This is a genomic window from Bacteroides sp. ET336 (assembly GCF_024733815.1).
GTDB lineage: Bacteria > Bacteroidota > Bacteroidia > Bacteroidales > Bacteroidaceae > Phocaeicola > Phocaeicola cellulolyticus.
This window is the reverse complement of record NZ_JANRHK010000012.1, coordinates 1-26,570: the sequence shown is the minus strand read 5'-3', so window position 1 is coordinate 26,570 and position 26,570 is coordinate 1. Positions and strand designations below refer to the sequence as shown.

The 26,570-nt window shown below is 42.7% G+C and carries 20 protein-coding genes, 1 tRNA gene and 1 pseudogene; 5 read left to right on the top strand and 17 right to left on the bottom strand.

Annotation, left to right across the window (positions count from 1 at the left end):
- Positions 1-208: 208 nt before the first annotated feature.
- From cysS to NW213_RS11260, 4 genes are all read right to left on the bottom strand, one after another.
- Positions 209-1,687 carry a cysteine--tRNA ligase gene (cysS, locus tag NW213_RS11275; protein ID WP_258322835.1) on the bottom strand — a complete coding sequence of 493 codons (1,479 nt, stop codon included), beginning with the start codon at positions 1,685-1,687 and terminating at the stop codon, positions 209-211.
- A gap of 101 nt (positions 1,688-1,788) precedes the next feature.
- Positions 1,789-3,729, bottom strand: a complete 1,941-nt coding sequence (locus NW213_RS11270; RefSeq protein WP_258322834.1) for a glycoside hydrolase family 97 protein — start codon at positions 3,727-3,729, stop codon at positions 1,789-1,791.
- Positions 3,730-3,949: 220 nt separating this feature from the next.
- The gene (locus tag NW213_RS11265; RefSeq protein ID WP_258322833.1) at positions 3,950-4,957 is read right to left on the bottom strand and encodes a 2-oxoacid:ferredoxin oxidoreductase subunit beta; all 1,008 of its coding nucleotides are present in this window, start codon (positions 4,955-4,957) and stop codon (positions 3,950-3,952) included.
- 3 nt (positions 4,958-4,960) lie between these two features.
- Complete coding sequence (locus tag NW213_RS11260) at positions 4,961-6,814, bottom strand: 2-oxoacid:acceptor oxidoreductase subunit alpha (protein WP_204392433.1); 1,854 nt, start codon at positions 6,812-6,814, stop codon at positions 4,961-4,963.
- 189 nt (positions 6,815-7,003) lie between these two features.
- Here NW213_RS11260 and NW213_RS11255 point away from each other — a divergent pair.
- Positions 7,004-7,075: transfer RNA gene (locus NW213_RS11255), tRNA-Arg, on the top strand.
- A gap of 100 nt (positions 7,076-7,175) precedes the next feature.
- Here NW213_RS11255 and kbl read toward each other — a convergent pair.
- Complete coding sequence (kbl, locus tag NW213_RS11250; protein ID WP_204392431.1) at positions 7,176-8,366, bottom strand: glycine C-acetyltransferase; 1,191 nt, start codon at positions 8,364-8,366, stop codon at positions 7,176-7,178.
- Positions 8,367-8,551: 185 nt separating this feature from the next.
- On the opposite strand from kbl, the gene NW213_RS11245 reads away from it, so the two are divergent.
- Positions 8,552-9,505 carry an NAD-dependent epimerase/dehydratase family protein gene (locus NW213_RS11245; RefSeq protein WP_258322832.1) on the top strand — a complete coding sequence of 318 codons (954 nt, stop codon included), beginning with the start codon at positions 8,552-8,554 and terminating at the stop codon, positions 9,503-9,505.
- A 100-nt stretch (positions 9,506-9,605) separates the two neighbouring features.
- Here the strand turns inward: NW213_RS11245 and secDF are convergent, their stop codons facing one another.
- The 9 genes from secDF to dapB form a co-directional block, all read right to left on the bottom strand.
- On the bottom strand, positions 9,606-12,578 hold the full coding sequence (gene secDF / locus NW213_RS11240) for a protein translocase subunit SecDF (protein ID WP_154043550.1): 2,973 nt from the start codon (positions 12,576-12,578) through the stop codon (positions 9,606-9,608).
- 177 nt (positions 12,579-12,755) lie between these two features.
- Positions 12,756-14,843, bottom strand: a complete 2,088-nt coding sequence (locus NW213_RS11235) for a M3 family metallopeptidase (RefSeq protein WP_258322831.1) — start codon at positions 14,841-14,843, stop codon at positions 12,756-12,758.
- Positions 14,844-14,860: 17 nt separating this feature from the next.
- Positions 14,861-15,934 (bottom strand): endonuclease/exonuclease/phosphatase family protein, encoded by a 1,074-nt coding sequence (locus tag NW213_RS11230; RefSeq protein ID WP_258322830.1) that lies wholly within the window; start codon positions 15,932-15,934, stop codon positions 14,861-14,863.
- Positions 15,931-16,818, bottom strand: coding sequence for a rhomboid family intramembrane serine protease (locus NW213_RS11225; RefSeq protein ID WP_258322829.1), 888 nt, complete (start codon positions 16,816-16,818; stop codon positions 15,931-15,933). The genes NW213_RS11230 and NW213_RS11225 overlap by 4 nt, the downstream gene beginning before the upstream one ends.
- Positions 16,799-17,476: a rhomboid family intramembrane serine protease gene (locus tag NW213_RS11220; RefSeq protein ID WP_154043554.1), complete on the bottom strand. Its 678-nt coding sequence runs from the start codon at positions 17,474-17,476 to the stop codon at positions 16,799-16,801. Before NW213_RS11220 ends, NW213_RS11225 begins: the two co-directional genes overlap by 20 nt.
- A 142-nt stretch (positions 17,477-17,618) precedes the next feature.
- Positions 17,619-18,257, bottom strand: a complete 639-nt coding sequence (locus NW213_RS11215) for a WbqC family protein (protein ID WP_258322828.1) — start codon at positions 18,255-18,257, stop codon at positions 17,619-17,621.
- 9 nt (positions 18,258-18,266) lie between these two features.
- Positions 18,267-19,175, bottom strand: a complete 909-nt coding sequence (gene lepB / locus NW213_RS11210; protein WP_258322827.1) for a signal peptidase I — start codon at positions 19,173-19,175, stop codon at positions 18,267-18,269.
- 116 nt (positions 19,176-19,291) lie between these two features.
- Positions 19,292-20,716 carry a signal peptidase I gene (gene lepB, locus NW213_RS11205; RefSeq protein ID WP_204392417.1) on the bottom strand — a complete coding sequence of 475 codons (1,425 nt, stop codon included), beginning with the start codon at positions 20,714-20,716 and terminating at the stop codon, positions 19,292-19,294.
- Between the two features lie 115 nt (positions 20,717-20,831).
- Complete coding sequence (gene dapB / locus NW213_RS11200; protein ID WP_154043557.1) at positions 20,832-21,587, bottom strand: 4-hydroxy-tetrahydrodipicolinate reductase; 756 nt, start codon at positions 21,585-21,587, stop codon at positions 20,832-20,834.
- A 197-nt stretch (positions 21,588-21,784) separates the two neighbouring features.
- Here dapB and NW213_RS11195 point away from each other — a divergent pair, with 197 nt between their 5' ends.
- Positions 21,785-23,047 carry a DUF2851 family protein gene (locus NW213_RS11195; RefSeq protein WP_258322826.1) on the top strand — a complete coding sequence of 421 codons (1,263 nt, stop codon included), beginning with the start codon at positions 21,785-21,787 and terminating at the stop codon, positions 23,045-23,047.
- Between the two features lie 68 nt (positions 23,048-23,115).
- Here NW213_RS11195 and NW213_RS11190 read toward each other — a convergent pair whose 3' ends face one another.
- On the bottom strand, positions 23,116-24,057 hold the full coding sequence (locus NW213_RS11190) for a tRNA-dihydrouridine synthase family protein (protein WP_258322825.1): 942 nt from the start codon (positions 24,055-24,057) through the stop codon (positions 23,116-23,118).
- Positions 24,058-24,233: 176 nt separating this feature from the next.
- Between NW213_RS11190 and NW213_RS11185 the strand changes: the two genes are divergently transcribed.
- On the top strand, positions 24,234-24,638 hold the full coding sequence (locus NW213_RS11185) for a thioesterase family protein (RefSeq protein ID WP_258322824.1): 405 nt from the start codon (positions 24,234-24,236) through the stop codon (positions 24,636-24,638).
- Positions 24,639-24,645: 7 nt separating this feature from the next.
- Positions 24,646-25,761, top strand: a complete 1,116-nt coding sequence (gene dprA / locus NW213_RS11180; protein ID WP_258322823.1) for a DNA-processing protein DprA — start codon at positions 24,646-24,648, stop codon at positions 25,759-25,761.
- Positions 25,762-25,801: 40 nt separating this feature from the next.
- On the opposite strand, the gene NW213_RS11175 is transcribed toward dprA, so the two are convergent.
- Together NW213_RS11175 and NW213_RS11170 are read right to left on the bottom strand one after the other, a co-directional pair.
- The gene (locus NW213_RS11175; protein WP_375338139.1) at positions 25,802-26,296 is read right to left on the bottom strand and encodes an AAA family ATPase; all 495 of its coding nucleotides are present in this window, start codon (positions 26,294-26,296) and stop codon (positions 25,802-25,804) included.
- Between the two features lie 92 nt (positions 26,297-26,388).
- Positions 26,389-26,570, bottom strand: a pseudogene (locus tag NW213_RS11170) (IS66 family transposase); the annotation flags it as partial.

Below are 26,570 nucleotides of genomic sequence, written 5' to 3'. Positions count from 1 at the left end.
ATTTTTAAAATTTACAATGGCAAAAATAATAGTTTAATATTAAAAAACAAGCTTTTTCTTAAGATTTTATATTTGCAAATAAAACAAATACACTTCAATCCCGAATTATCAAATATAAAACAAAGGTCTGCCCAATAATGTTTAAACACCATTTAAATAGTATTTAAACTATATTCAGCAGACGTTCGAATAAATATACTATTTTAAATTACTTATTCAGCTTCCACGTAAATCCATCCTTGGTATCTTTTACTTCAAATCCCAAGGCTGCAAGATTGTCACGAATCTTATCGCTTGTAGCCCAATCCTTGTTGGCCTTAGCCACCATACGCTGTTCCAAAAGCATATCAACGACCTTACCGTATGCTTCCTCACGTGCAGCATTATTTTCAGAGTCTGCTTTAAGACCAAGAATGTCGAATACAAACAGATTGAATACCTGCTTCAACTCTTCAAGATCAGCCTCGCTGATAGTAGCCTTCTTGTCGATTACAGTATTTATCATACGTGTAGCATCGAAGAGATGTGATATAACGATAGGTGTATTAAGGTCATCGTTCATAGCATCGTAACATTTCTCACGGAGTCCTGCCGGTTCAATACCGCTGGTAGTCTTAGAAGGAGTGATACGTTCGAGGTTCTTCACACCTTCCATCAGACGTTCAAGACCCTTTTCGGCTGCCTGAAGAGCTTCGTTACTGAAGTCAACAGTACTACGGTAATGTGCCTGAAGGATGAAGAAACGGATTGTCATTGGCGAATATGCCTGTGCCAGCAACTTATTGCTACCTGTGAAGAACTCGTCAAGAGTAATGAAATTACCCAAAGACTTACCCATCTTCTGACCGTTGATGGTAATCATATTATTGTGCATCCAATAACGTACCATGTCATGTCCCTGCGAAGCCACACTCTGTGCTATCTCACATTCATGGTGAGGGAACACAAGATCCATACCTCCACCGTGAATATCGAATGTCTCACCAAGATATTTCTTACCCATGGCGGTACATTCGCAGTGCCATCCAGGGAAACCGTCACTCCATGGTGAAGGCCAACGCATAATATGTTCAGGCTGTGCACACTTCCAGAGAGCAAAATCGGCAGGATTATGTTTTTCCTGCTGTCCGTCAAGCTCACGTGTAGTATTGATTACATCGTCAAGATTTCTTCCTGACAATTTTCCGTAATGATGGTCTTTGTTATATTTGGCTACATCGAAATATACTGATCCCTGGCTCTCGTATGCATATCCGTTCTTTAGGATTTCTTCTACCAGCTGTATCTGTTCGATGATATGTCCCGAAGCATGAGGTTCTATGCTTGGAGGAAGAACGTTAAGTGCTTCCATTGCCTTGTGGTAACGGTTCAGATAATACTGCACTACCTCCATCGGTTCAAGCTGTTCAAGACGTGCTTTCTTTGCAATCTTGTCCTCACCATCATCGGCATCATGTTCAAGATGACCGACATCAGTGATATTGCGTACATAGCGTACCTTATATCCCAGATGAGTAAGATAACGGAAAAGAATATCGAAAGTGATTGCCGGACGTGCATGTCCCAGATGAGCATCGCCATACACGGTAGGTCCGCACACATACATACCCACATGAGGTGCGTGAGCCGGTTTGAAAAGCTCTTTCGTGCGGCTCAGTGTATTGTAGATTAAGAGTTTATTTTCCATAATGCATAAAACTATGTTAGACTGCAAAGTTATAAATAAATTCCATGACAGACATAAACTACCGGTAATTTTCTTTCAATACATCAATATAATACACTGTATTACTTCACAATAACCACTCCGCCTTCAGGCTGCAAGACTACTGAAACTGACGATGATTTCTTTATCTTTAGTGTTTCTTTCTGAGGTTCACGCTTTTTGTTGTCATAATAATATGTACATTCGTCACCATCAGACAGCATAGGGAGGTTCAGCTCAAGTTTTAAAGGTTCTTTCAGCGCACTTACTCCGGCAATATACCAGTGTCCGTTATGTCGGCGCGCCAAGACGCAATACTTTCCGGGATAGCCATCAATAAACCTTGTCTCGTCCCATGTAGTAGGAACTTCTTTCATAAACTCTATCATTGACGACGGAGCATCGTAAAGATTATTCGGAGTTATGGCAAAATTCTGTATCGGATTCTGGAAGAGTACTGCTGTGGCAATCTGGAACACATCAGTAGTACGTCGTATCATTCCTCCATCATTTGTCCTGTTAAGTCTCTTATTCAGAATTGTACCTCCAAACTCCATGCTTCCCACGGTGTTACGGATGAACGGATGAAGAGTTGCATTAAATGCCTCCATATCATCGGCATGCTGACTGAAAATCAAGTTCTCTGAAGCAAGTACGGCCTCACTTCCCACATAGTTAGGATACATACGTTCCCATCCGCGAGGAATTGTACATCCATGGAATATTATCATAAGACCATAATCGTTGGCATCACTCAGAATATCCTCGTAAAGTCCCATCATCTGTTGCTTGTCACTACCGAAGAAATCCACCTTCAAACCTTTCACTCCACATTCCTGAAGCCATTTCATCTCACGCTTACGGTCAATCGAATTACTCATGCACTGTTTTGCACACTGAGGAGCATCATTCCAATATCCGTTGGAGTTATACCATACAAACACTCCCACACCTTTACTCTTGGCATATTTGAAAAGTTCCTCCATACGCTCACGGCCAATGTTAGTTTCCCATCCGCCGTCTATCAATGTAAATTCATATCCCATTTCAGCAGCCAGGTCAATGTATTTTATCTGATCCTCATAATTGATACTTGGATCCTGCCATACTATCCAACTCCATGTGGAACGACCGAATTTATATTCCTGCGAAGGCTCATACAACGGTTCTACAACGTCAAAAGGTACAGTAGTCTCTACTATTGATTTCAGATTATCCCCCACTGTTATAGTACGCCACGGTGTTTCTCCAGGAAGTGCAAGTCCCGGAGTTGATGCACCCAGTCCGTTCAACTCACCCTCATTAGGAAAAGCGATGGTATAAAGACCTCCCTCGGTAGCATTACTCAGATGAGAAGCACAATACTTACTTCTTACGCCTGTTTCGGACACCAATGCCCAATTTCCACCCACACGGAAAAGACAAGGGAAAGTATATCCCTCACCATACTTCGATGTAGTTGATATGGCCGCATCTGCTACATATTCCTCCTCATAACTTGGTTTGGTCCTCTTCCACCCTATCATAGGATCACTCTGAGGACAAATAAATGTAGTGGTATTTTCAGGGAAATCAAAGCCTGTAGCTTCCGACTTCATCACTATAGAAGCCGTCTCACCATACTGAGGTAATTCATAACGGAAAGCTATATCGTTATTGCTCACCCTGAATACGACATCAAAAGGATTCTTATCGGCATTAGAGAATGTAACTCTCAGTTCGTTGGCATTATAATTTACAGAAGATTGCTTAATCCTGTCCTGTACATAAGTTTTCTTTACAGACGATGATTTCTGTTCCACATAAGATACATTCTGGCTGAAATCGCCAATACTGGTAACAAAGCCTAAAGGAGAATCTTCCAGAATAATCTTATCTTTATAAGTAACGGTATAAAGCGGTTTTCCTCCTTTTACAGAGATATCAACTTTAAGATTTGAGTCCGGACCTTTAACAGTAGCCTGTTGGGCAAAAGCCGAAGAAATGGACAGTGCAAACGCACAAAATAAAAGATGTTTGTTCATAAGTATTAAGTATTAAATTGTAGTTTATAATACAAAAATAAGCATTCTCTTTTATTGTATGTCTCACACTTAAACTATTAATACTAATTAACAAAGAAGCCCATATATACAGTACACTTCAAACCTCGAATAAGGCAATAAAAAAACTCTTTGCCATCTTTACTTTAAATGACAAAGAGTCTTAATTAAAACGACAGAGCGTTTTTCCGCTGATTAAAAATTAAATTTCCCAAGTATCGTTTGTATCAAGGAGTTCCGCAAAATTGTGGTATTTCTTCTTTTCTGAAACTTCTTTTATCTGGTCCTCTACAGCTTGTTCATATGTAGGAGCCTCAACATCGCGAATTACACCTAAAGCTATAGGGAAGTCAGGACCTTCCATCATAGCCAGTTTCAACTGCAAGGTATTATCCATACAGTGTGCGTCATGCACGAGGATATCCTTTTCTGTTATTCCGTTCTCTCCCAGTTTTACAACTTTAAGCCCGAAACCTTCCTGCATCAATCCGAATTCCTTGTTAGGACCGAACAACATTGGTTTTCCATGCTCCAGATAGATGGCATTACGCTCACGGTCTTCTTTCTTAGCGATTGAATTATGAGTTCCATCGTTGAAGATTACACAGTTCTGAAGGACTTCAACTACAGAAGTTCCTTTATGCTTTTCTGCAGCTTTAAGCACTTCTACAGAAGGATTTCCGTCAACGGCCGCACAACGTGCGAAGAAACGTCCGCGTGCTCCGAAACAAAGTTCTGCCGGATGGAACGGATCTTCCACTGTTCCGTAAGGAGATGACTTGCTGACAAAACCTCTCTCTGAAGTAGGAGAATACTGTCCCTTTGTAAGTCCATAGATACGGTTGTTCAGAAGGATAATATTTATATCCACATTACGGCGGATAGCGTGTATGAAATGATTACCACCGATTGCAAGACCGTCACCGTCACCTGAAATCTGCCATACAGTAAGATGCGGGTTGGCAACTTTCACTCCTGTAGCAATTGCCGCTGCACGTCCGTGAATAGTGTGCATTCCGTATGTATTCATATAGTAAGGCAGACGTGAAGAACAGCCGATACCAGATATAACGGCTATATCCTTAGGTGCTGTACCTATTTCTGCCAATGCTTTGTGGAATGAATTCAAAAAAGCATGGTCACCACATCCCGGACACCAGCGAGGCTGTCCTGCTTTATAATCGGCTGCTGTATATTTTGATTCGCTCATAGATTATTCCTCCATTATTTTTGTGAAAGCATCAACCAATTCCTGTACTACAAACGGCTGACCTTTAACCTGATTAAACTGATGTAAATGCAATCCTTCTATCTTCATACGCAGATAGCCTGCAAACTGTCCCATGTTCTGTTCTGCAACGACAATCTTCTTATATTTGCGAAGAACTTCTTCAGTATTCTTAGGAAGCGGATTGATAAAACGGAAATGTGCCAAAGCTGCTTTCTTGCCATTAGCATTAAGAACATCCATTGCTGAATGCAAATGTCCGTATGTTCCACCAAAACCTACTATCAACAAATCGGCATTTTCATCCCCTTCAACTTCCAACAATGGAAGTGAGTCGGCAATTTTAGCTACTTTTTCTGCACGCAACTTAGTCATCAGGTGATGGTTTTCCGGTTCAGTAGAAATTGCTCCTGTCTCGCTGCTCTTTTCAAGACCACCTATACGGTGCATAAATCCTTCAGTACCCGGTTTTGCCCAATAACGGACGCCTGTCTCATAGTTACGTAGGAACGGAGTCCAGTATGAAGCCATTTCCGGAGTAACGTACGGAGGATTGATTGACGGATATTCATTCAAATCAGGAAGTTTCCATGCGGCAGAACCATTTGCTATATAAGCGTCAGTAAGAAGCACTACCGGAGTCATATGTTCCAAAGCAATCTTACATGCTGTAAATGCGGCATCAAAACAGTCGGTCGGTGAAGATGCGGCGATAACAGGCATAGGACTCTCACCATTACGTCCATAAAGTGCCTGAAGCAGGTCTGTCTGCTCAGATTTTGTCGGCAAACCTGTAGAAGGGCCACCACGCTGTACATCGACAATAACCAGAGGCAACTCTGTTATAACAGCCAGATTCATAGCTTCGCTTTTAAGACAGATACCTGGTCCTGAAGTAGTTGTAACAGCCAAAGCTCCGGCAAATGCAGCACCTACGGCAGAAGCACATCCGGCAATTTCATCTTCACACTGCACGGTCTTAACACCCAATGATTTGTGTTTTGCCAGTTCGTGAAGAATATCAGTGGCAGGAGTGATAGGATATGACCCCAGATAGAGTTGAAGTCCGGCCTTCTCGGCAGCAGCAATAAGACCATATGAAGTAGCCTTGTTACCGTTGATATCCATATAGCGTCCGTGAGCTTTCTGATTCTTCGAAGGAACTCTGTAGCTCATGGAAACAGAAGCATGGGTATTCGCACCGAACTGATAACCGGCATACAACACCTGTACGTTTGCTTCAGCTATTTCCGGCTTCTTGGCAAATTTCTCACGCAAGATCTTTTCGCCAACTTTCACATCGCGCTGGAACAGCCAACAAACAAGTCCGAGAGCGAACATATTCTTAGTACGCAGAATGGATTTATTGTCCAGGCCACTGTCTTTCAGACACTCTTTACACATTGTGGTAATAGATGCCTCTACCACTTCATTCTTTATACCAAGTTCTGAGAAAGGATTTTCCAACTGGAACTGCGCCTTCTCAAGATCACGTTTGGTAAACGAGTCTGTATCTATAATTATTACAGACTGCGGCTTACAGAATTTATATTGTGTTTTCAAAGCTGCAGGATTCATCGCAACAAGCACATCACACTTGTCGCCCGGAGTATAGACCTTTCCTGAGCCGATATGTACCTGAAATCCTGACACACCGGTAAGCGAACCTTGCGGGGCACGTATATCTGCAGGATAATCAGGGAATGTACTGATGTCATTTCCCTCTGTTGCTGATATATTGGAAAACATATTTCCGGCCAATTGCATACCATCGCCAGAGTCACCTGAGAAGCGTACTACCACTTCATCAATCTCCTTGACTGTTATTTCTTCTGCCATAATGTTGTTATTTTAAATTTTCAAAAATATTAATGTCTGCAAAAATGAAAAACTTCTTTCAAAAAAACAATAAAACAGGGCTATTTTTTACAAAAAGGATATAAAGGAGTTTTTTTTGATATAAATTATTGCAAAATCAGTAAAAAGATGTATTTTTGCAAAGCATTAAAAAATGCATGAGTTCAAACTGCCCTTGTAGTTCAACGGATAGAATAGAAGTTTCCTAAACTTTAGATAGGGGTTCGATTCCCCTCGAGGGTACAAAGAAAGTCCAATAAATGAATGCATTATATGCATAAAAAAAGAAGCACATCTAATACATTGAGAAATGCATTATGTTGTGCTTCTTTTTTTATGTAACCTATTTGATGACTCCCAATTCCTTTCCTACTTTTATAAATGCAGAGATAGCCTTGTCAAGATGAGCACGCTCATGACCTGCCGACAATTGTACACGTATGCGTGCCTGTCCTTTAGGAACTACCGGATAGTAGAATCCTGTGACATATATACCTTCTTCCTGCATGCGTGCAGCAAAATCCTGAGACAATTTGGCATCGTAAAGCATAACAGCGCAAATGGCACTCTGTGTAGGCTTGATATCAAATCCCGCAGCAAGCATATTATCACGGAAGTAATTTACATTTTCCATCAATTTATCATGCAAGGCATCGCTTTCCTTCAGCATCTTGAACATTTCAAGGCTTGCTCCGATAATAGCAGGAGCCACTGAATTAGAGAACAGATAAGGACGTGAACGCTGACGAAGCATATCAATAATTTCTTTGCGACCAGTAGTGAAACCACCCATCGCACCTCCGAATGCCTTACCAAGTGTGCCTGTAAATATATCTACACGACCGTAAACACCGAACTGTTCAGCCACACCATGTCCTGTAGGTCCTACAACACCAGCAGAATGAGACTCATCCACCATTACCAATGCATCGTATTTCTCTGCCAAATCACAGATCTTATCCATAGGTGCCACATTTCCGTCCATTGAGAACACACCATCAGTAGCTATAATACGGAATCTTTGTGCCTGTGCTTCCTGCAGACAGCGTTCCAGGTCTGCCATATCCGCATTGGCATATCTATATCGTTTAGCCTTACACAAACGTACTCCGTCAATAATTGACGCATGATTCAAGGCATCTGATATAATGGCATCTTCTTCAGTCAGAAGAGGTTCGAACAATCCGCCATTGGCATCGAAACATGCCGCATATAGAATAGTGTCTTCAGTCTTGAAATAATCTGAGATGGCAGCTTCCAACTGCTTATGCAAATCCTGAGTTCCACAAATGAAACGTACGGAAGACATTCCGTATCCATGTGTATCCATAGCAGACTTGGCAGCCTCAATCAAACGTTTGTTGTCGGACAATCCCAAATAATTGTTTGCGCAGAAATTAAGTACATCCTCTCCTGCATTTACCTTTATGTCAGCACGTTGGGGTGTTGTGATAATTCTTTCTTTTTTGTATAGACCGGCAGCCTCGATATTCGAAAGTTCTTCTGCCAAGAAATCTTTAAATTTTCCGTACATAATATCTATTTATAAGGTTAATAATAACTTTATTCGGCATACTCCGATAAAACCACCATTAGAGTATGAGTCCAAAGTTGCGATTTTTTTTTCAATTATCGTATTTATTTCGAATATTTTTTCATTAAATACTTAGACAAATCCCTATCTTTGTAGGGAATAAATGATTAACCAAATATATATTTATGAAAAATATTCTCATTATCGGTTCTACGGGTCAAATCGGCTCAGAACTTACCATGAAACTTAGAGGGATGTATAACGGTAATATCGTTGCAGGCTACATTCCAGGTGCAGAACCAAACGAAACACTCAGAGAATCAGGCCCGTGTGCAATTGTTGACATAACGAACGAACAACAAATAGCAGAAACTGTATCAAAATATAAGATTGATACCATTTACAATCTGGCAGCCTTACTGTCTGCAGTAGCAGAAGCCAAGCCACAGCTTGCATGGAAAATAGGAATGGGCGGACTTTTCAATGTTCTGGAAGTGGCACGAACAATGAATTGTGCTGTATTTACTCCAAGTTCAATCGGTGTATTCGGCAATAATACTCCTAAAGATAACACTCCGCAAGACACTATACGAAATCCGAGAACAATGTACGGTGTAACAAAAGTTTCCGGCGAACTCCTAAGTGATTATTATTACATAAGATTCGGTGTTGACACCCGTTCTGTCAGATTTCCGGGACTTATTTCATATGTCACTCCTCCGGGAGGTGGTACAACAGACTACGCTGTTGACATCTATTATTCTGCCGCAAAAGGTGAGACATTCGAATGCCCTATAGCCAAAGGAACATTTATGGATATGATGTATATGCCGGATGCCTTGCGTGCTGCAATAGAAATTATGGAAGCAGACCCAAGCAAATTCATACACCGCAATTCATTCAATATAGCATCTATGAGTTTCGATCCTGAAATCATATACAACAAAATAAAAGAATACGAGCCTGATTTCAAGATGGTTTACAAAGTTGACCCGCTAAGACAAGCCATAGCTGATTCATGGCCTAACTCTCTTGACGATACTTGTGCACGCGAAGAATGGGGATGGAAGCCTGAATATAACCTTGATGTGATGACACGCGATATGCTTGCCAAGTTGAAAGAGAAGTTTGGGAAGTAGTTGTGTTAGTTTTTAGTTGTTAGTAGATAATTATACCAGAAATAAAAAATCCCGGCCGTTATTAAGCGGTCGGGATTTTTACTTTTATATCAATCTATGATTAGTCTTTCTTTTCACCTTCAGGCATCTTGTTACCCATAGTAAGATAAGCAACAGGAGAAGCCACAAACAATGAAGAAAGTGTACCGATTACAACACCGAGGATCATTGCAAACGCGAAGCTGCGGATGCTGTCACCACCAAGAATCAGGATACTCAACAATACGATAAGTGTACTGAGTGAAGTATTGATTGTACGGGTAAGTGTTGTATTCAGAGAATCATTGAACAACTGCATACGGTTGCGCTGTGGATACAATCCGAAGAACTCACGCACACGGTCGAAGATAACCACCTTATCGTTGATAGAGTAACCGATAGCTGTCAGGATTGCTCCGATGAATGTCTGGTCAATTTCAAGTGAGAATGGCAGGATTCCATGGAACAATGAGTAAGCACCGATAATGAGCAATGTATCTATTGTCAATGCCACAGTAGCACCGATACTGAATGCGATATTGTTGAATCGGATAAGGATGTAAAGACCGATTGCTATAAGAGCCAATACTACTGACCAGATAGCTGAAGTCTTGATATCGTCAGCCACACTAGGACCTACCTTCTGAGAACTGATGATAGAACCACCTGTACGATTATCGCGGTCGATGAATATTTCAAGAGTTGTACCTTCGCCAAGCAAATTGCCTTCTTTCAAAGATTCGTAAAGGAATGCTTCGATTTCAGCATCGATAGTTGGAGAATCTTCTTCAATACGGTAGTTGGTAGTTACACGGATAGTCTTACCGTCTGTACCAAGAGCGATAGCCTGTACGTTTGCATCACCAACCTTAGACTGGAGCAAGCTGCGTACTGTTTCAGGCTGAACCACCTGTTCAAACTGAACTACGAAGTTACGTCCACCAGTAAAGTCAATACTCTGTGCAAGACCGCGAACAAAGAATGAAACTACACAAACAGCTATTACAATACCCCAGATAGTAAATGATCTCTTGGTGATACCCATAAAGTTATAGTGTACATTCTGCATCAGGTTCTTAGATATACCCGTAGTAAATGTAAGGTTCAACCACTTATCCTTATTCATATAGTGTTCGTAAACAATACGAGTCAGGAACACTGCAGTGAAGAATGAGCAGAGGATACCGATAATCAATGTAGTGGCAAAACCACGGATAGGACCTGTACCGAAATTGAACAGGATGATACCAGTGATGATTGAAGTCAAGTTAGAGTCGAAGATAGCCGAGAACGCATTTGAGTAACCTTCAGACAATGCCTGACGAGTACCCTTACCAGCGCGAAGCTCTTCTTTAGTACGTTCATAGATAAGCACGTTAGCATCCACAGCCATACCAAGTGACAATACCATACCGGCGATACCAGACATAGTAAGTGCAGCGTGGAATGAAGTAAGGATACCAAGTGTGAAGAAGAAGTTTACGAACAATGCAAGGTTGGCAATCATACCTGGGATGAAACCGTACATTGCACACATGTAAACCATAAGAACAATCAAGGCAACGATGAATGACATGATACCCTGGTTGATAGATTCCTGTCCAAGAGACGGACCTACGATATCTTCCTGTACGATACGTGCAGGAGCAGGCATCTTACCTGACTTCAATACGTTAGCCAAGTCTTTTGTTACTTCAGGAGTGAAGTTACCTGTAATCTGTGAGTTACCGCCAGTGATTTCACCGTTTACGCGTGGAGCACTGTAAACATATCCGTCAAGTACGATAGCGATTTCACGACCTACGTTCTGCTTAGTAAGAACCGCCCAACGGCGAGAACCTTCAGTGTTCATAGACATGCTTACACATGGCTTGTTGAACTGGTCGAACTCATCGCGTGCATTTACGATAACGTCACCTTCAAGTGGAGCACGTCCGTTACGCTGTGTAGATTTGATTGCATAAAGTTCGAAAATACGGCCTGTCTTGTCCATATCCGAAGCTTTTACACCCCACATAAGTTTCAGGTCGCGAGGAAGGATATTCTTAACTTCCTTCATATTCAAGACCTTATTAATCTGTATTGTGTCGTTATAGTCTGCATAACCTACGATACAACCTACACCGCTCTGGTTCAACTGAAGAACAGACAACAAAGGATGTTCCTTCTTCAACTGTTCCATATCAACTTTTGCATCAGCAGTCTCACCTTTCAATGCAGCTGTAAGACTGTCTTTTGCAGATACGGCAGCTGTTGCTTCTTCCTTAACCTCTACTGAGTCTGCAGATTCTGAAACAGAAAGGATATCGCGTGCACGGCTATCGGCAGAAGCCAATACAGGAACGATGTCCTTAGCTTCGTATGTTTCCCAGAACTCAAGATTTGCAGAACCCTGAAGAAGTTTTCTCACACGTTCAGGTTCCTTGATACCAGGAAGTTCGACCATGATACGTCCCATCTTTCCTTCAAGAGTCTGGATGTTTGGCTGAACTACACCGAAACGGTCGATACGTGTACGCAACACGTTATATGAATTTTCTACTGCAGCCTTAACCTCTTCGCGAAGAACAGCTTCTACTTCAGCGTCAGTACTGCGAGTGTTTACTTTATCTTTCAATTGCTGAGTTGCGAAGATTTCAGCAAGCTTGCCTTCAGGAGCCTGTTTCTTGTACTCTCTTACGAACAATGTGATAAAGTCCTCCTGGCTTGTAATCTGCTGTTTTGCAGCTTCTGCCACAGCAGCATTGAAAGCTTCGTCCGGCTTGTTATCAGCAAGTGTTTTTACTACGTCAGGAACAGACACTTCAAGAATGACGTTCATACCACCCTTCAGGTCAAGACCCAAACCAATCTCCATCTCACGGCAGTCTTTCAGCGAATAAACTCCCATCCATACCTTTTCATTCTGCATAGAATCAAGGTAATGTGCCACACCCTTCGGGTCCTGTTCCGCAAGTTTCATGTGATGACGAGTCACGAACGAGAACGAAAGATAAAAGGCACATGCAAGGGTCAATAATACCGCAAAGACTTTTACAAATCCTTTGTTTTGCATGTTAGTTTAATTTATTTTATTTTACTTTTTGATTAGATACGTTTTTTCAAGGTTGCAAATATAGCTTTTTTTTCTGTTTATAGCTGAAAGAACGGTGATATTTTGATAAATATGAACAAAAAAGGTCACAAAATTGTTATTTTGCGACCTTTTTCATCATTTATTATTGAAACAATATTACTTTAACCCTCTGTTTTTCAGCATAGGTTCAATGCTTGGTTCCTGTCCGCGGAATGTAACATAAAGTTTCATAGGATCGTCCGATCCGCCCTTTTCAAGGATATTCTTGCGGAATGCAGTAGCAGTAGCCTGGTCGAACAGACCTTTTTCCTCGAATGCACTGAAAGCATCAGCATCAAGTCTTTCTGCCCACAGATAAGCATAATATCCAGCAGCATAACCGCCGATGATATGATTGAAGTAAGTTGCACGATAACGTGGAGCAATCTGAGGTATCAGTCCAAGCTTGTCCATTACCTGCTTTTCGTATGCCATCACATCAAGTTCTTCTGTTGAAGTAAGAAGATGAAGTTCCATATCAAGTATAGCTGCTGCAAGAAGTTCGGTAGTCATAAATCCGCTGTTGAACAATGCCTGATTTTCAATCTTGGCGATAAGCTCGTCAGAGATAGCCTCCCTTGTCTGATAGTGCTTTGCATAAACCTTCATTACCTCAGGTGCAACAGTCCAGTGCTCCATAATCTGAGATGGAAGTTCCACGAAATCGCGTGCTACAGATGTTCCTGAAACTCCATAGTACTTACACTGTGAAAGCATTCCGTGAAGAGCATGTCCGAATTCATGGAACATTGTACGTGCCTCATCTATAGACAACAGCGAAGGAACATCACCTACAGGTTTTGTAAAGCTTCCCACATTATAGATTATAGGACGTACACCTTCTTTCTGTTCGCGGAAATTGCTCATCCATGCACCGCTTCTCTTGCTTGCACGTGGCATGAAGTCTGAATAGAATACTCCCAGGTATGAACCGTCGGCATCGTTCACGATGAAAGTTTCTACATCCTTGTTATATACTGAGATAGAATCAACCTTTGTAAGAGTTATTCCGTACAGTTTGTTCACTACATAGAACAATCCGCTTCTTACGTCTTCAAGACTGAAATATGGCTTGATTTCGTCCTCATTCAGATTATATTTTTCCTGACGGAGTTTTTCTGCATAATACCACCAGTCCCATGCTTCAAGCTTCTCTCCTTTTCCTTCCTTATCCATAATCTTTTGCAGTTCGGCAGCCTCAACCTTGGCATTCTTGATAGAATATTTCCAAAGTTCATTCAGGAAGCTCATCACGTTTTCAGGAGTCTTTGCCATATTGTCCTGGAGTACATACTGTGCATAGTTGTCGAATCCCATCAGTTTAGCCTTTTCCAGACGGAGTGTAAGGATTTGCTTCAATACCTCCTTATTATCGTTGGCATCACCGTTGTTACCCATGTTTGTATATGCCAGATACATTTTCTTTCTCAGTTCACGGTTCTGTGCATACTGCAGGAACGGAGTTCTGCTTGAAGCCTGAAGAGTGAAAAGCCACTTCCCTTCCATTCCGTTAGCCTCTGTAGCAGCACCTGCTATTACCGATTCAGGAAGACCTGCAAGGTCAGCTTCATTATCTATAACCAACTTGAAAGCATTGTTTTCTGCCAATACGTGATTGCCGAACTCTATTGACAGAGTTGACAACTTGCTGTTTATCTCACGCAGTTTCTCCTGACTTTCCGCATCAAGAGATGCACCTGACGATACAAATCTCTTATAGTATTTGTCAAGCAGATAGTGCTGCTCGGTAGTAAGCTGAATTTCACCGTTGGCTTCCTGATCATGAACAGCAGCCACACGCTGATAAAGATCCATGTTAAGATAGATATTGTCATTATGAGTTGACAATACAGGAGCCATTTTCTCTTCAAGAGCCATTAGCCCGTCGTTTGTATCAGCCTCAGTAAGAGCATAAAACACTCCAGCCACTCTCGACAGGATTTCGCCACTGTTATCCAGTGCCACTATAGTGTTTTCGAATGTAGGTTTAGCAGGATTTTCCACAATAGCCTTTATTTCCTCATTCTGCTGTTCAATTCCTTTCAGGAAAGCCGGTTCATAATGTTCCAACTTAATGTTATTGAAGTCCGGAGTTCCGAACGGAGTCTGGAACTCTGTCATAAACGGATTTACATTATCCGCCTGTTTCTGGCCGCATGCACACACCATGCCGCCCAAAGCCAAAGCCATCATTACTTGTTTCATGTTTATTTAGTTTTAAGTTATTTTTTCAATTCCAAACGACATCTCAGCGGATAATGATCCGACGCATCTATCGAATCATCCACCCGACATTCCAGAACCTTATACGCATCACCCACCATTATATGGTCTATTCTGAAATAAAGGAAACTGCTGTTGTATGTTATTCCCGGTCCGTTACCGGCTTCTATATAAGCATCCTGAAGTTTTTCTGATATTTTGTCGTGCACATACGATACTGGAGTATCGTTGAAATCGCCACAAACAATCATATACGGAGAATACTCCTTTTCTATATATCCAGAAATGACATCAGCCTGCGGTCCGCGTATAGCCATGGCATCGGCCAGTTTCTTCAGCAGATATTTACTTCCACTCTTCACCTTTTTCTCGTCAGGCGATTTGAGCATATCAGTGTAAACCTCCTTGTCGTGCGCATCAAGCTTGTTCGACTCAAGATGATTGACAATCACCGGTATATTATTATCCTTATACTTTACCGAAAACACAGCGCTTCCGTTAAAGTTACTCTTAATCTTCAGCTCCTCTATAAATCTGACAGGATATTTCGAGAAACACGCCACGGCATTACTGCTGTTAAATCTGCATGCCCTCATATAAGGATATACCTTCGTCAACGAATTCTTTAGTTCGGAATTATTGTAAGGATACTCCTGCAGGCAAACTATATCTGCCCCACTCTCCTTTATATAATCCACAATTGATTTATCCGATTTTCTGTCCTCAGCTTTAATATCCAGCATCTGCATAACGTTATATGTCAGCACTTCCAGAGTCTCTCCGCCTGTACTTTCTGCCGAAGAATTAATCGGGCTGTATGACATCAGTGAGTTCCATCCCAAAAGGAAAAAAGATACCGGAACTATCATTACTCGCCATTTCACGAAAGCCCAGAACACAATAAAACAGATGTTGAGAACAATAAAAATGGGGATGAAAAGCCCTGCACAAGCCAACACCGGATGCTGTACAGGCGAAAGCATAGGACTATAGGCACATATCAGAAAGCCAATACCTACTACAAGATTAGCAACCAAGAAAACAAACTTAAATGTATTCCTAATGAATTTCATCTTCTGCTTGCATCAAAAAGTTTCTTTTTTTCATCTTCCGAAAGGCTTCCGTAACCAGACTTTCTCAACTTTTCCAGAATACGGTTTATCTCGTCTTCATCAGCTTTCTTGCGTGCGTTATAATCATACTGTTGCTGACGGTTGCCATAATGTACCTTCATCTTCGGTTTTCGTTTCGGCATCTTGAAGCCTCTTGAGAAGAAATCCAAAACGACGTTTATCCACTTTGTAGGATCAGTACCCTTCGCCAGTCCCATTGCAAACCAGAAACCTGCTGCAGCACCACCAAGATGTGCTATATGTCCGCCTGCATTGCTTGATGTCATAAACAACAAATCGAAAAGCACCATAAACAATGCCACATATTTCAGTCTTACAGTCCCGATAAACATGAACTGCACAGGAAATTCCGGTTCTCTCACTGCTGTAGCCACCACTATGGCAAGAACAGAAGCCGAGGCACCGACAAGAGTTGCTATTTCAACGCTTCCTTCAAAATAGGGAAAGACATTATACGAGATCATATAAAGCAACCCGCCGCACAGTCCGCCAAGAACATAAAGTCCGCGAAGATGCTTTGACGAATAAAAATTCAGGAACAGACGTCCGAACCAATAAAGCCACAGCATATTGAACAGCAAATGCAATATACCTGCATGCATGAACATATACGTGAACAGTGACCAAGGCTGATACATCAAAGCCACAAACGAAGCCGGCAAGCTAAGATACGACGCAATAGGATTATAAGGAACATTGAAAAGCATAAGGAAAATCCTTACCAGTTCCACAAATACGAAGACGACACAGTTAATCAGTATCAGTCGTCCAACGATATCACGTCCGAAGAAATTATATTTCAAATCAGTAGTAAATCTGTCCATTGCCATTTTTCTTCCTCCAGTATAAAATAAGAATCAAACCGAACAACATACCTCCAAGATGCGCGAAGTGTGCCACATTATCATTTGCAGACATTCCCATAAACAACTCTATAGCAGCATAGAATATCACAAAAAACTTCGCTTTTATAGGGAAAGGCAGTGGGAAAACAAACATCTGGCTGTTTGGGAACAACATTCCGAATGCAAGCAAAATACCATATATGGCTCCAGAAGCACCCACCGTGCGCATCATATTAAGATATTCTTCCATAGGAATTATGCCAAAGGCAGTCTGAACATTATCATAATTAGAAAGAATAGTCTCATATTCAATAAATTGTACAAGTTCCTGAATAAGTCCTGCACCTATTCCGCAAACCATATAATAGATTAGAAATCTCTTTGGCCCCCAAACCTGCTCCAGCACACGTCCGAACATCCAAAGAGCAAACATATTGAAGAAAATATGGGTGAAACCGCCATGCATGAACATATATGTCACCAGCTGCCCCATATTAAAATCCGACGCCATAAAGAAGTGCAGACTTAAAACCTTGTCAGCATCTATACCATATCTTTCTGCTACTATTGCTCCGAAAAAGCACAATACGTTAATAATAAGAAGATTTTTCGTTATCGGTGGAATGTTGTTATTCATACTCTAAACAATTAATTTACAAATACACAGACAATTTATCATCTGTACGAAAATTACTTGCAAAAGTAACATTATATTCCTTTATAATGAAAAGTGTTATAGTTTTTTACATATTTGGGCAGAAACTTTACCGCATGAAATCTCATTCGACTCCATCTCTCAGCACCAGCAGACTCTCCGGCCCCATATTGAAGAGCAAATCCACAACGCTTAAATCCGGCTGGAAACCGTGACGGTAATCAAATACCTGATAGTACGGTACCGGACGACAGAATGAAACCGCATCGCCTGCAGATTTCTTTGGATGTATAGCCTCACGCAAGTCAAGGATACCCTCGCCGGAATCCATATACTCACCAGTTGGAACAAGTTCCGGCTGGATGTCTATCTGTTCGCAAAGCCACTGTGTGAGCTCCATATTGAAATCGTAAAGAAACTCATATTTCCTGTCTAAGAAGGCATTGAACTCATCTGCGTAATAATCGAAGAAAGGGCTTTGCTTGTATGCCGCCACAAACGCATTGCGGTGCACATGACGCCAGTTGCCATGTTCCGACACCCTTATATCCTTCATGGCACACTTGCCTTCGGACGATTTCTCCACAGGTATGGTCAGCGCCAAAGGGCCGTCGGCCGAAGCTATAACACATCTGTTGCGGTATGTCTGCTTCATGTAGTGGTCGTACCTCTCAATATAAGCTTTCCTGCATGAATACAATGCTGCGAAATATGAAACCGGCGCCAGATATGCCGACCCGAGGATAATATCTTTACTTTCCATTTTCTGTGTCTATTGAATTTTTTTCATGAACCGTCCCTTCTTCGAAGGATACCATATTCTTAATGCCTTGCCTATGATGTGACTTTCCGGCACGAAGCCAAACAGGCGCGAATCGTTAATGTTTACAGGATCGTTGGACACCATCCAATAATAATCCTGCGAGAATGTATATTCTTTCACCGGCCTTCCGTTCACAAACACCGTGTCGCCCTTCATGGATGCATTACGTTTCTCATGCAGAGTTATCATATTACCTATCAAAGCTGCATTCCACGGATATATCTTTACCGGAGTTCCTTTCTGTGGAACCACGAAAGGATATGCCTTACGGCTGTTCTCCGGATAAAGTGGCACAAGCTTCACCTTTCTGCCAAGCCTTTGTGTGATGAGATAATGTTCGTAATAACTGAAACTCCTGATATAATTACCTTCCGGAGTATATCCTGCAAGCTGGTTGTCCGTTATTCCAAGAGAATGAAGCACACTGTCCATAACCTCTTCACTGTCTGCAGGATAGGAATAAAGCGCCTTTGTATCAGGACTGAAAACATCCGTTCCCTCAGCAATAAGCTGATTGTTCAGCATCAGCGTATCACCCGGAGTTCCTATGCATCTGCTGATATAGAGTTCTCTCCTGTCTATTGACAATGACGTATCCGCAGGCATAGGATTATTGAATACCACTATATCACCCTGTCTGACTTCCGAAGGAAGCAGTCTTTTATAGCCGAACACCGACTGCAGAGGCACACGCCAGCCGTAACTCCATTTGCCCACCAGGACTCCCTCTCCTCGGTAAAGTGTGTTCTCCATGCCTGAAGAAGGTATAAAACATGATGTGACAAACAGGGTTCTGACTATAATCACCGCCAGTACGGCTATGACTATGACTCTGATATATGTCAGCCAGGGTTTCATTATTAATTAGTTAACAAGATGACAAGTTAACAAGTTGACAAGGTTTAGCTTCGCTGACCTATGGTCGTCATTCGGGGGTAAAGCCTTGTCAACTTGTAACTGAAACCTTGTTCCTATTATTTTATATTATCTACGAACTTAAACAATCTGTTCCAGCGTACTTTTCCGTCAAACCATCCTCTGTCCTTGTCGAGCGACAGCCAGATGAAGATAGGCTTACCCACGATATGATCCTCAGGAACAAATCCCCAGAAACGTGAGTCGGCTGAATTATGACGGTTGTCACCCATCATCCAGTAATAGTCCATACGGAAGGTATATTTGTTTGTTTCCTCGCCGTTGATATAAATTTTGCCGTCCTTCACTTCCAGTTTGTTGCCTTCGTACACATGTATAGGGCGCTCGTATATAGGAAGATTGTCTATTGTCAGTTCTATTGTCTCACCCTTCTTAGGGATCCATACAGGTCCATAGTTGTCGGTTGTCCATCCAGTGAGCTTATTTACAGGATACAAGCCTCCCGCATCATCACCCGGAACATCTGTTATTGATTTCACAAGATCCTTGCGTGCAAGCAAAGCAGCCTTGGCTTTCTCTGTAAGCGGAATGTTATAAACCGATTCTTGCGGATAGTAAGCCATAAGGTCTTCCTGACTTAGGCCAAGTTCTTTGCACAGTTCATCAGGAAGCTGACGTGTGGTCTGTACGAAATATCTGTACTGTACATTGTCCGGCTCCTTGTTTGCCTTACCGTCAAGATAAACTATCTTGTTTTTTATTTCAAGAGTCTGTCCAGGAAGTCCTACGCAGCGTTTCACATAGTTCTCGCGTCTGTCAACAGGACGGCTCACAACTTCGCCGAACATAGACTTGTTTTCATCAATATATCTGCGGCCCACTGCATAATAATAGTCATACACATCACGCTGCTGCAGCGGAGTGAGCGTTGACATATCGATAGGTTTGGAAAGTTCCTTACCAGCCTGATAGCTTATGCGGTAGATATCCTCTGCCGGCATGGCTGTAGCCACAGTATCACCTGCAGGGAAGTTGAACACCACGATATCGTTAAGCTGCACATGGCCGAGAGCTTCCACACGCTTATAGTCCCATTTAGGCCATTCCAGATACGACTTGCAGTTGAACACCGGAAGAGTGTGCTGAGTAAGCGGCATATGAAGCGGAGTCTGCGGAATTCTTGCTCCATAGCTCATCTTGCTTACAAACAGATAATCTCCCACAAGCAACGACTTCTCCAGCGAAGACGAAGGAATGACGTAATTCTGGAAGAAATACAAATTGACGAAATATACTGCAACCAAAGCGAATACGATGGCATCCACCCAACTCATCACGGTTACGACAAGCGGATTGGTAGATTTCTTCCACCATGTCCAAGGTATTTTCTTGGTTATATAAACATCGAAGATAAACGGTATGGCAACTATACCAAGCCAGCTCTTCAGCCAGATGATGAATGCCAGATAAAGAACCATTGCTATGGCGAACTTTATCCATTGTTTGCGTGATGCCTGTATCATTTTGAGTTTTTAAGTTTTTAAGTTAGTTAACGAGTTGACAAGTTGACGAGTTGACGAGGTTACCATCCGGACGGAGACCTTGTCAACTTGTAACTGAAGCCTTGTCAACTGAAAATTAAAAGTTAAACAAATCATTCATACCCAGGAATCCTGTATGTTCAGCAGTATATTCAGCTGCAAGCACAGCACCAAGGGCAAATCCCTTACGGTTCTTTGCATCGTGAGTGATTATGATAGAATCAGCTTCAGATTCGTATGTTATTGTATGAATACCAGGCACCTCGTCGCGACGTATAGCGCTCACCGGCATTTCGTTTGGAGCACACTCAGTGGTACCTGTCACAGTTCCGTCCGGTGCGGTAAGTGTTCCCATCACCCATTTGTCCTTGCGGTCAAGGTTCTCCAGAATACCTTCAGCCAAAGTAATGGCAGTACCGCTTGGAGCGTCAAGCTTGTGAATGTGATGAGTTTCCACCATTGACACATCATATCCCGGGAAATTATTCATTATGCGAGCTAGATATTTGTTTACGGCTGAGAATATAGCCACGCCAAGGCTGAAGTTTGACGACCAGAACAGAGTGGCACCTTCTTCGGCACACATGCGGCGCATCTCATCACCATGTTCGCCCATCCATCCTGTACTGCCTGAAACCACCTTTACACCATTCTTGAAAGCCGACAAGCAGTTGTTGTAAGCCACAGAAGGAGCTGTAAACTCTATTGCCACATCAGCCGAACGGAACGCTTCCGACTCGAAATCCTGTGTATTGTTTATATCTATGATGCTAACAATCTCATGTCCGCGTGAAAGGGCAATCTTTTCTATCTCTTTGCCCATTTTTCCATATCCAATTAATGCTATCTTCATATTTGTAAGTTTGTAAGTTCTTAAGCTTTTTAGTTACTAGTTGACGAGTGACGAGTTGACAAGGTTCTCCGTCCGGACGGAAGCCTTGTAAACTTGTAACTGATGCCTTGTCAACTTAAGAATAAAATATTTTCCCGACAAAGATAATGCTTTTCATTATAAATCATTACATTTAGGCAATATTTACACTCGTTAGCATGGAACAACTTTTACATTACGTATGGAAACACAAACTTTTCCCGCTTAAGCCGTTACGTACCACCGACGGCATGGAAGTGGAAGTCATCGACCCTGGATTATGGAACACCAACGCCGGTCCCGACTTCTTCAATGCCAAAATAAAGATAGGCGGTGTGTTATGGGTGGGAAACATAGAGATACACCTCAAAGCTTCCGACTGGAAGCTACATCATCATGACACCAATTCCGATTACGACAATGTAATTCTCCACATAGCGTCCGACATCGACTATGAACCATGCCGACCGAACGGCGAGAAGATTCCACAGATGGAGCTGCACTACCCCACTTACCTTGTAGATAGCTACAACGAGCTGATACGCACGGCACACTATCCTGCCTGCTACAGGCTCATCCCGTCGCTGTCCAAACTACTGATGCACAGTTGGCTGAACACACTCCAGATAGAGCGTTTCGAAGAAAAGACGGAACGTATAATGAGACTGATGGAAAAATATAACAATAACTGGGAAGACGTGTTCTTCATCACCCTGGCGCGCAATTTCGGCTTCGGGACCAACAGCGAAGCATTCGAACTGTGGGCACAGACCATTCCGCTAAGGGCAGTAGATAAACATCGCGACAGTCTGTTCCAGATAGAGGCCATCTTCTTCGGACAGGCAGGACTGCTTGATGCCACATACGATGAATATACCGACAAATTACTGAAAGAATATACATACCTGAAACACAAGTTCGGTTTCACAACCTCGGACAACTGCCGCTGGAAACTGCTGCGCATGCGCCCGGGAAATTTTCCTCACGTAAGGATTGCACAGCTGGCAAAACTGTATCACACATCTCAGGGACTGCTGTCTAGAATTCTCGAAGCAGAAACGATAGAACAACTGAGGCCTATGCTTGAAACAGACACCTCGGAATACTGGATTACGCACTATACCTTTGGCGAAGTATCCACTCCCGTAAAGAAAAGCCTCAGCACATCATCAATTAACCTGCTTATTATAAACACTGTAATACCGTTTCTCTATGCCTACGGCAAGCACAGAGGAATAAACCGCCTTACAGCCCGCGCATCAGAGATGCTTGAAACTCTGAAACCGGAAAACAATTTCATCACACGAATGTGGAAAGAATGCGGAGTGGAAGCCGCACATGCAGGCGACAGCCAGGCTCTGATACAGCTGAAAAAGAGTTACTGCGACCCGAAGAAATGCCTGTACTGCCGCATCGGGTTTGAGTATTTGAAAAAGAGTTGACAAGGCTTCAGTTGACAAGTTGACAAGGATCCCAACCGGATGGAGGGCCTAGTCAACTTGTTTACTTGTTACCTAACTCCCTCTACTTCGTTCAGATAGACTGACAGCTTGTTTGCCTTGTGAATGGCTTTCCTTTTCTTCTTGTCAAGTTCGGGAAGCCAATATTCCCACATCGACTTCATTTTAAGAAGAAGCTGTGCATCGCCGCCCTCGATAGTTTCCGAATATCTTTGATACATCAGAGAGTGCATACGGCGCACCTTGACATACAGCTCGTCCTGTTTAAGTTCCGAACCTGATTTATATCCGGCAGCCAAAGCACCGTCGGCAAGCAGTCCGCGACCTATCATCACTCCATACAAGTCAGGGAACTGTTCGACAATCCTGTTTATATCTGCCACACTGCACAAATTGCCATTATACACCAACGGTTTGCTACATTCATTATAGAACTCCGCAAAAGCATCCATATCAACCTCACCCTTATACTGCTGCTTGCCAATACGAGGATGAAGAGTAACCATCTTCACCTCGGATGCATTTATTGCAGGAAGTATCTCTTTCCATTCATCTGCAGAAGCCTGTCCAAGCCTCATCTTCACACTGAAGCTTATACCGTCAGCCACATAAGCATTAATGCACTCCATAAGCGCAGCCACCTTTTCAGGATATTGCAATATGCCGCTACCCTTCCCCCTGTTCGCTATCAGCGGAAAAGGGCAACCCATATTGAGGTCAATCTCCTTATATCCTAAAGAAACAATGAAATCTGCCAAAGCCTTCATTTCTTCCGGCTCGGAAGCCATAATCTGAGGAATCAGCCTTATGCCACGATTATTCTCAGGCAATACCTCGCGCCTGTCCTTATTGCGCAGTCCGCCTTTCTCATATCTAATGAAGGGAGTGAAATAAGCATCCACCCCGCCAAACACTTCATTATGTGCCACACGCCATGCAGCCTCCGTAAAGCCCTGCAACGGAGCCGCAAAAATCTTAAGTTCCTTATCCATAGATGCAAAAATATGAAGAATATTCCTTGCAACGATAGATATAAGAGGATTTTTCCGTATGTTTGTGATAATAAAAGGCGACAAGGCTTCAGTTACAAGTTGACAAGGTTCTCCATCCGGATGGTAACCTCGTCAACTTGTCAACTAGTCAACTAGTAACTAATTTTAAAACTCAAATGAAATATATCTTCGAACTGCAAATGAAAGTGCGCGACTACGAATGCGACCTTCAGGGCATAGTGAACAATGCCAATTACCAGCACTACATCGAGCACACCCGCCACGAATTCCTCTCTTCACTGGGAGTAAGTTTCGCACGCCTTCACGATGAAGGCATAGACCCTGTAGTGGCAAGACTGAACATGGCTTTCAAGACACCGCTGAAGAGTGGCGACGAATTCATCTCCAAACTCTACATCAAGAAGGAAGGAATAAAATACGTGTTCTATCAGGACATCTTCCGTCTGCCCGACATGAAACCTGTAATCAAATCCACAGTGGAAACCGTATGCGTGATAAACGGCCGCTTGGGCGACAGCGAGGTATTCGACACTATCTTCTCACCATATTTCAGCGAATAACACCACCATGAACGAAGAACTGCTTTACACAATGGCACTCACCCGTCTGCCCGGACTCGGCATGATAGGCGCACACCGTCTGATGGAGGCGGCAGGCTCGGCCACAACAATATTCAGCAATGCCAAGAATCTTAAAGACATCGTGCCCGATGTATCACAGAAAGTGATTGACGCGATAGTCAACTGCGATGTGCTGCGCCTGTGTGAAGCAGAGATACGTTTTGCCGAGAAGAACGGCATCAGATGTCTTACACTTAACGACGAGGACTATCCGTCGCGCCTGCGCGAATGTGACGACGCGCCATTGCTGTTATTCTATAAAGGTACAGCCAACCTGAACAGCCTGCATATAATCAATCTGGTAGGCACACGCCATGCCACCGAATACGGCAGAGACATCTGCCAACGCTTCATCAGCGAACTGCATGAAATAATGCCCGACGTGCTTATTGTAAGCGGCCTGGCATACGGCATCGACATAAACGCCCATAGAGCAGCACTCCAATACGGTATGGACACAGTGGGCGTACTTGCACACGGCCTCGACAGAATCTATCCGGCAGTCCACCGACGTACGGCAGCCGAAATGCTCAATCATGGCGGACTGCTGACCGAATACCCAAGCGGAACAAATCCCGACAGACAGAACTTCATAAAGCGCAACAGGATAGTAGCCGGAATGAGCGATGCCACCATAGTAGTGGAATCGGCAGCCAAAGGCGGCGCACTGATCACTGCCGACATAGCCGAAAGCTATAACCGCGACTGTTTCGCTTTCCCCGGTCGTATAGGCGACGAATTCTCAATAGGCTGCAATGCCCTTATCCGCAACAACAGGGCGACACTACTACAAAGCGCAGAAGAACTGGTAAAAGCAATGAACTGGGATTATACCCCTGTGTCCAGTCCACGCGAAGGCATACAGCGCCAGCTGTTCCCCGACCTCACTCCGGAGGAAGAACTAGTAGCTTCGCAATTGGAAAAGAATCCTGACGGACTGCAGATAAACACTATTGTCGTCAATACCAATATCCCTATAAACAGGATGACCGGCATACTGTTCGAAATGGAAATGAAAGGTGTAGTGCGTGCTTTGGCGGGTGGGGTTTATAAACTGGTATGACGGCTACTCCACAATCCACTTTTCTATACCGCGTATCTCATTATTGAAATTTACGCCAATCTTTATCAGTGCCTTGGATCAGAGGAAGGATAAACCTTGTGAATCCCTCTTCTACCTCCTTATTCGGAAAGCCAAGATTATATACACGAAACTCACGATTATATCCCTTTATCGTCAAATAACCGCTCTGATAAAGAATAGGCACAGGATTAGTGTACATCGACTCAATGCCGGCTAGAGAGTCAGACGAAGCAACCTCTGTTGTAAGATTATTAAGATTATATTTGGCAGTCTTAAGCAATTCCACAAGGAAAGTAGGAGTACCAGTCTCGAACCAATAACTTCCGAATTTCATTTTTACAAAAGTATTGAGCAGACTGAAAGGATTATAGATATCATCACCATCCTCAGAGAAATGATAACCGTCATACCATTCCTTCAACTCCCGATGAGTTTCTTCTATCGTAATGCCGTTATTTTCTGCCAACAGACTAATATCCTCTTCAAGTTCTGAACATAGCTCATCCTCAGAAATTCCACATGTAAGTTTCCAATTTTAGGGTAGCCCCTTTTAGACGGGTGCCAGCAGGCACCCGTCTAAAAAAGAGTTCACAAATTTAACGATTATTATTTGCATATTGTCATGGGAAGCAGGTTTTCGTAATCCGTTCTTCCCTTTTTTAATTCTATGAGCAGCTTGCAGAAGTAATCCCTGAAGGAGACTCCTGCCTGTTTGCAGGTTTCTATAAAGGTATTATAGATTGCGGAGTTCTGTATTCCTTTCACGCTTCCGAAGAACAGGCTGTTCT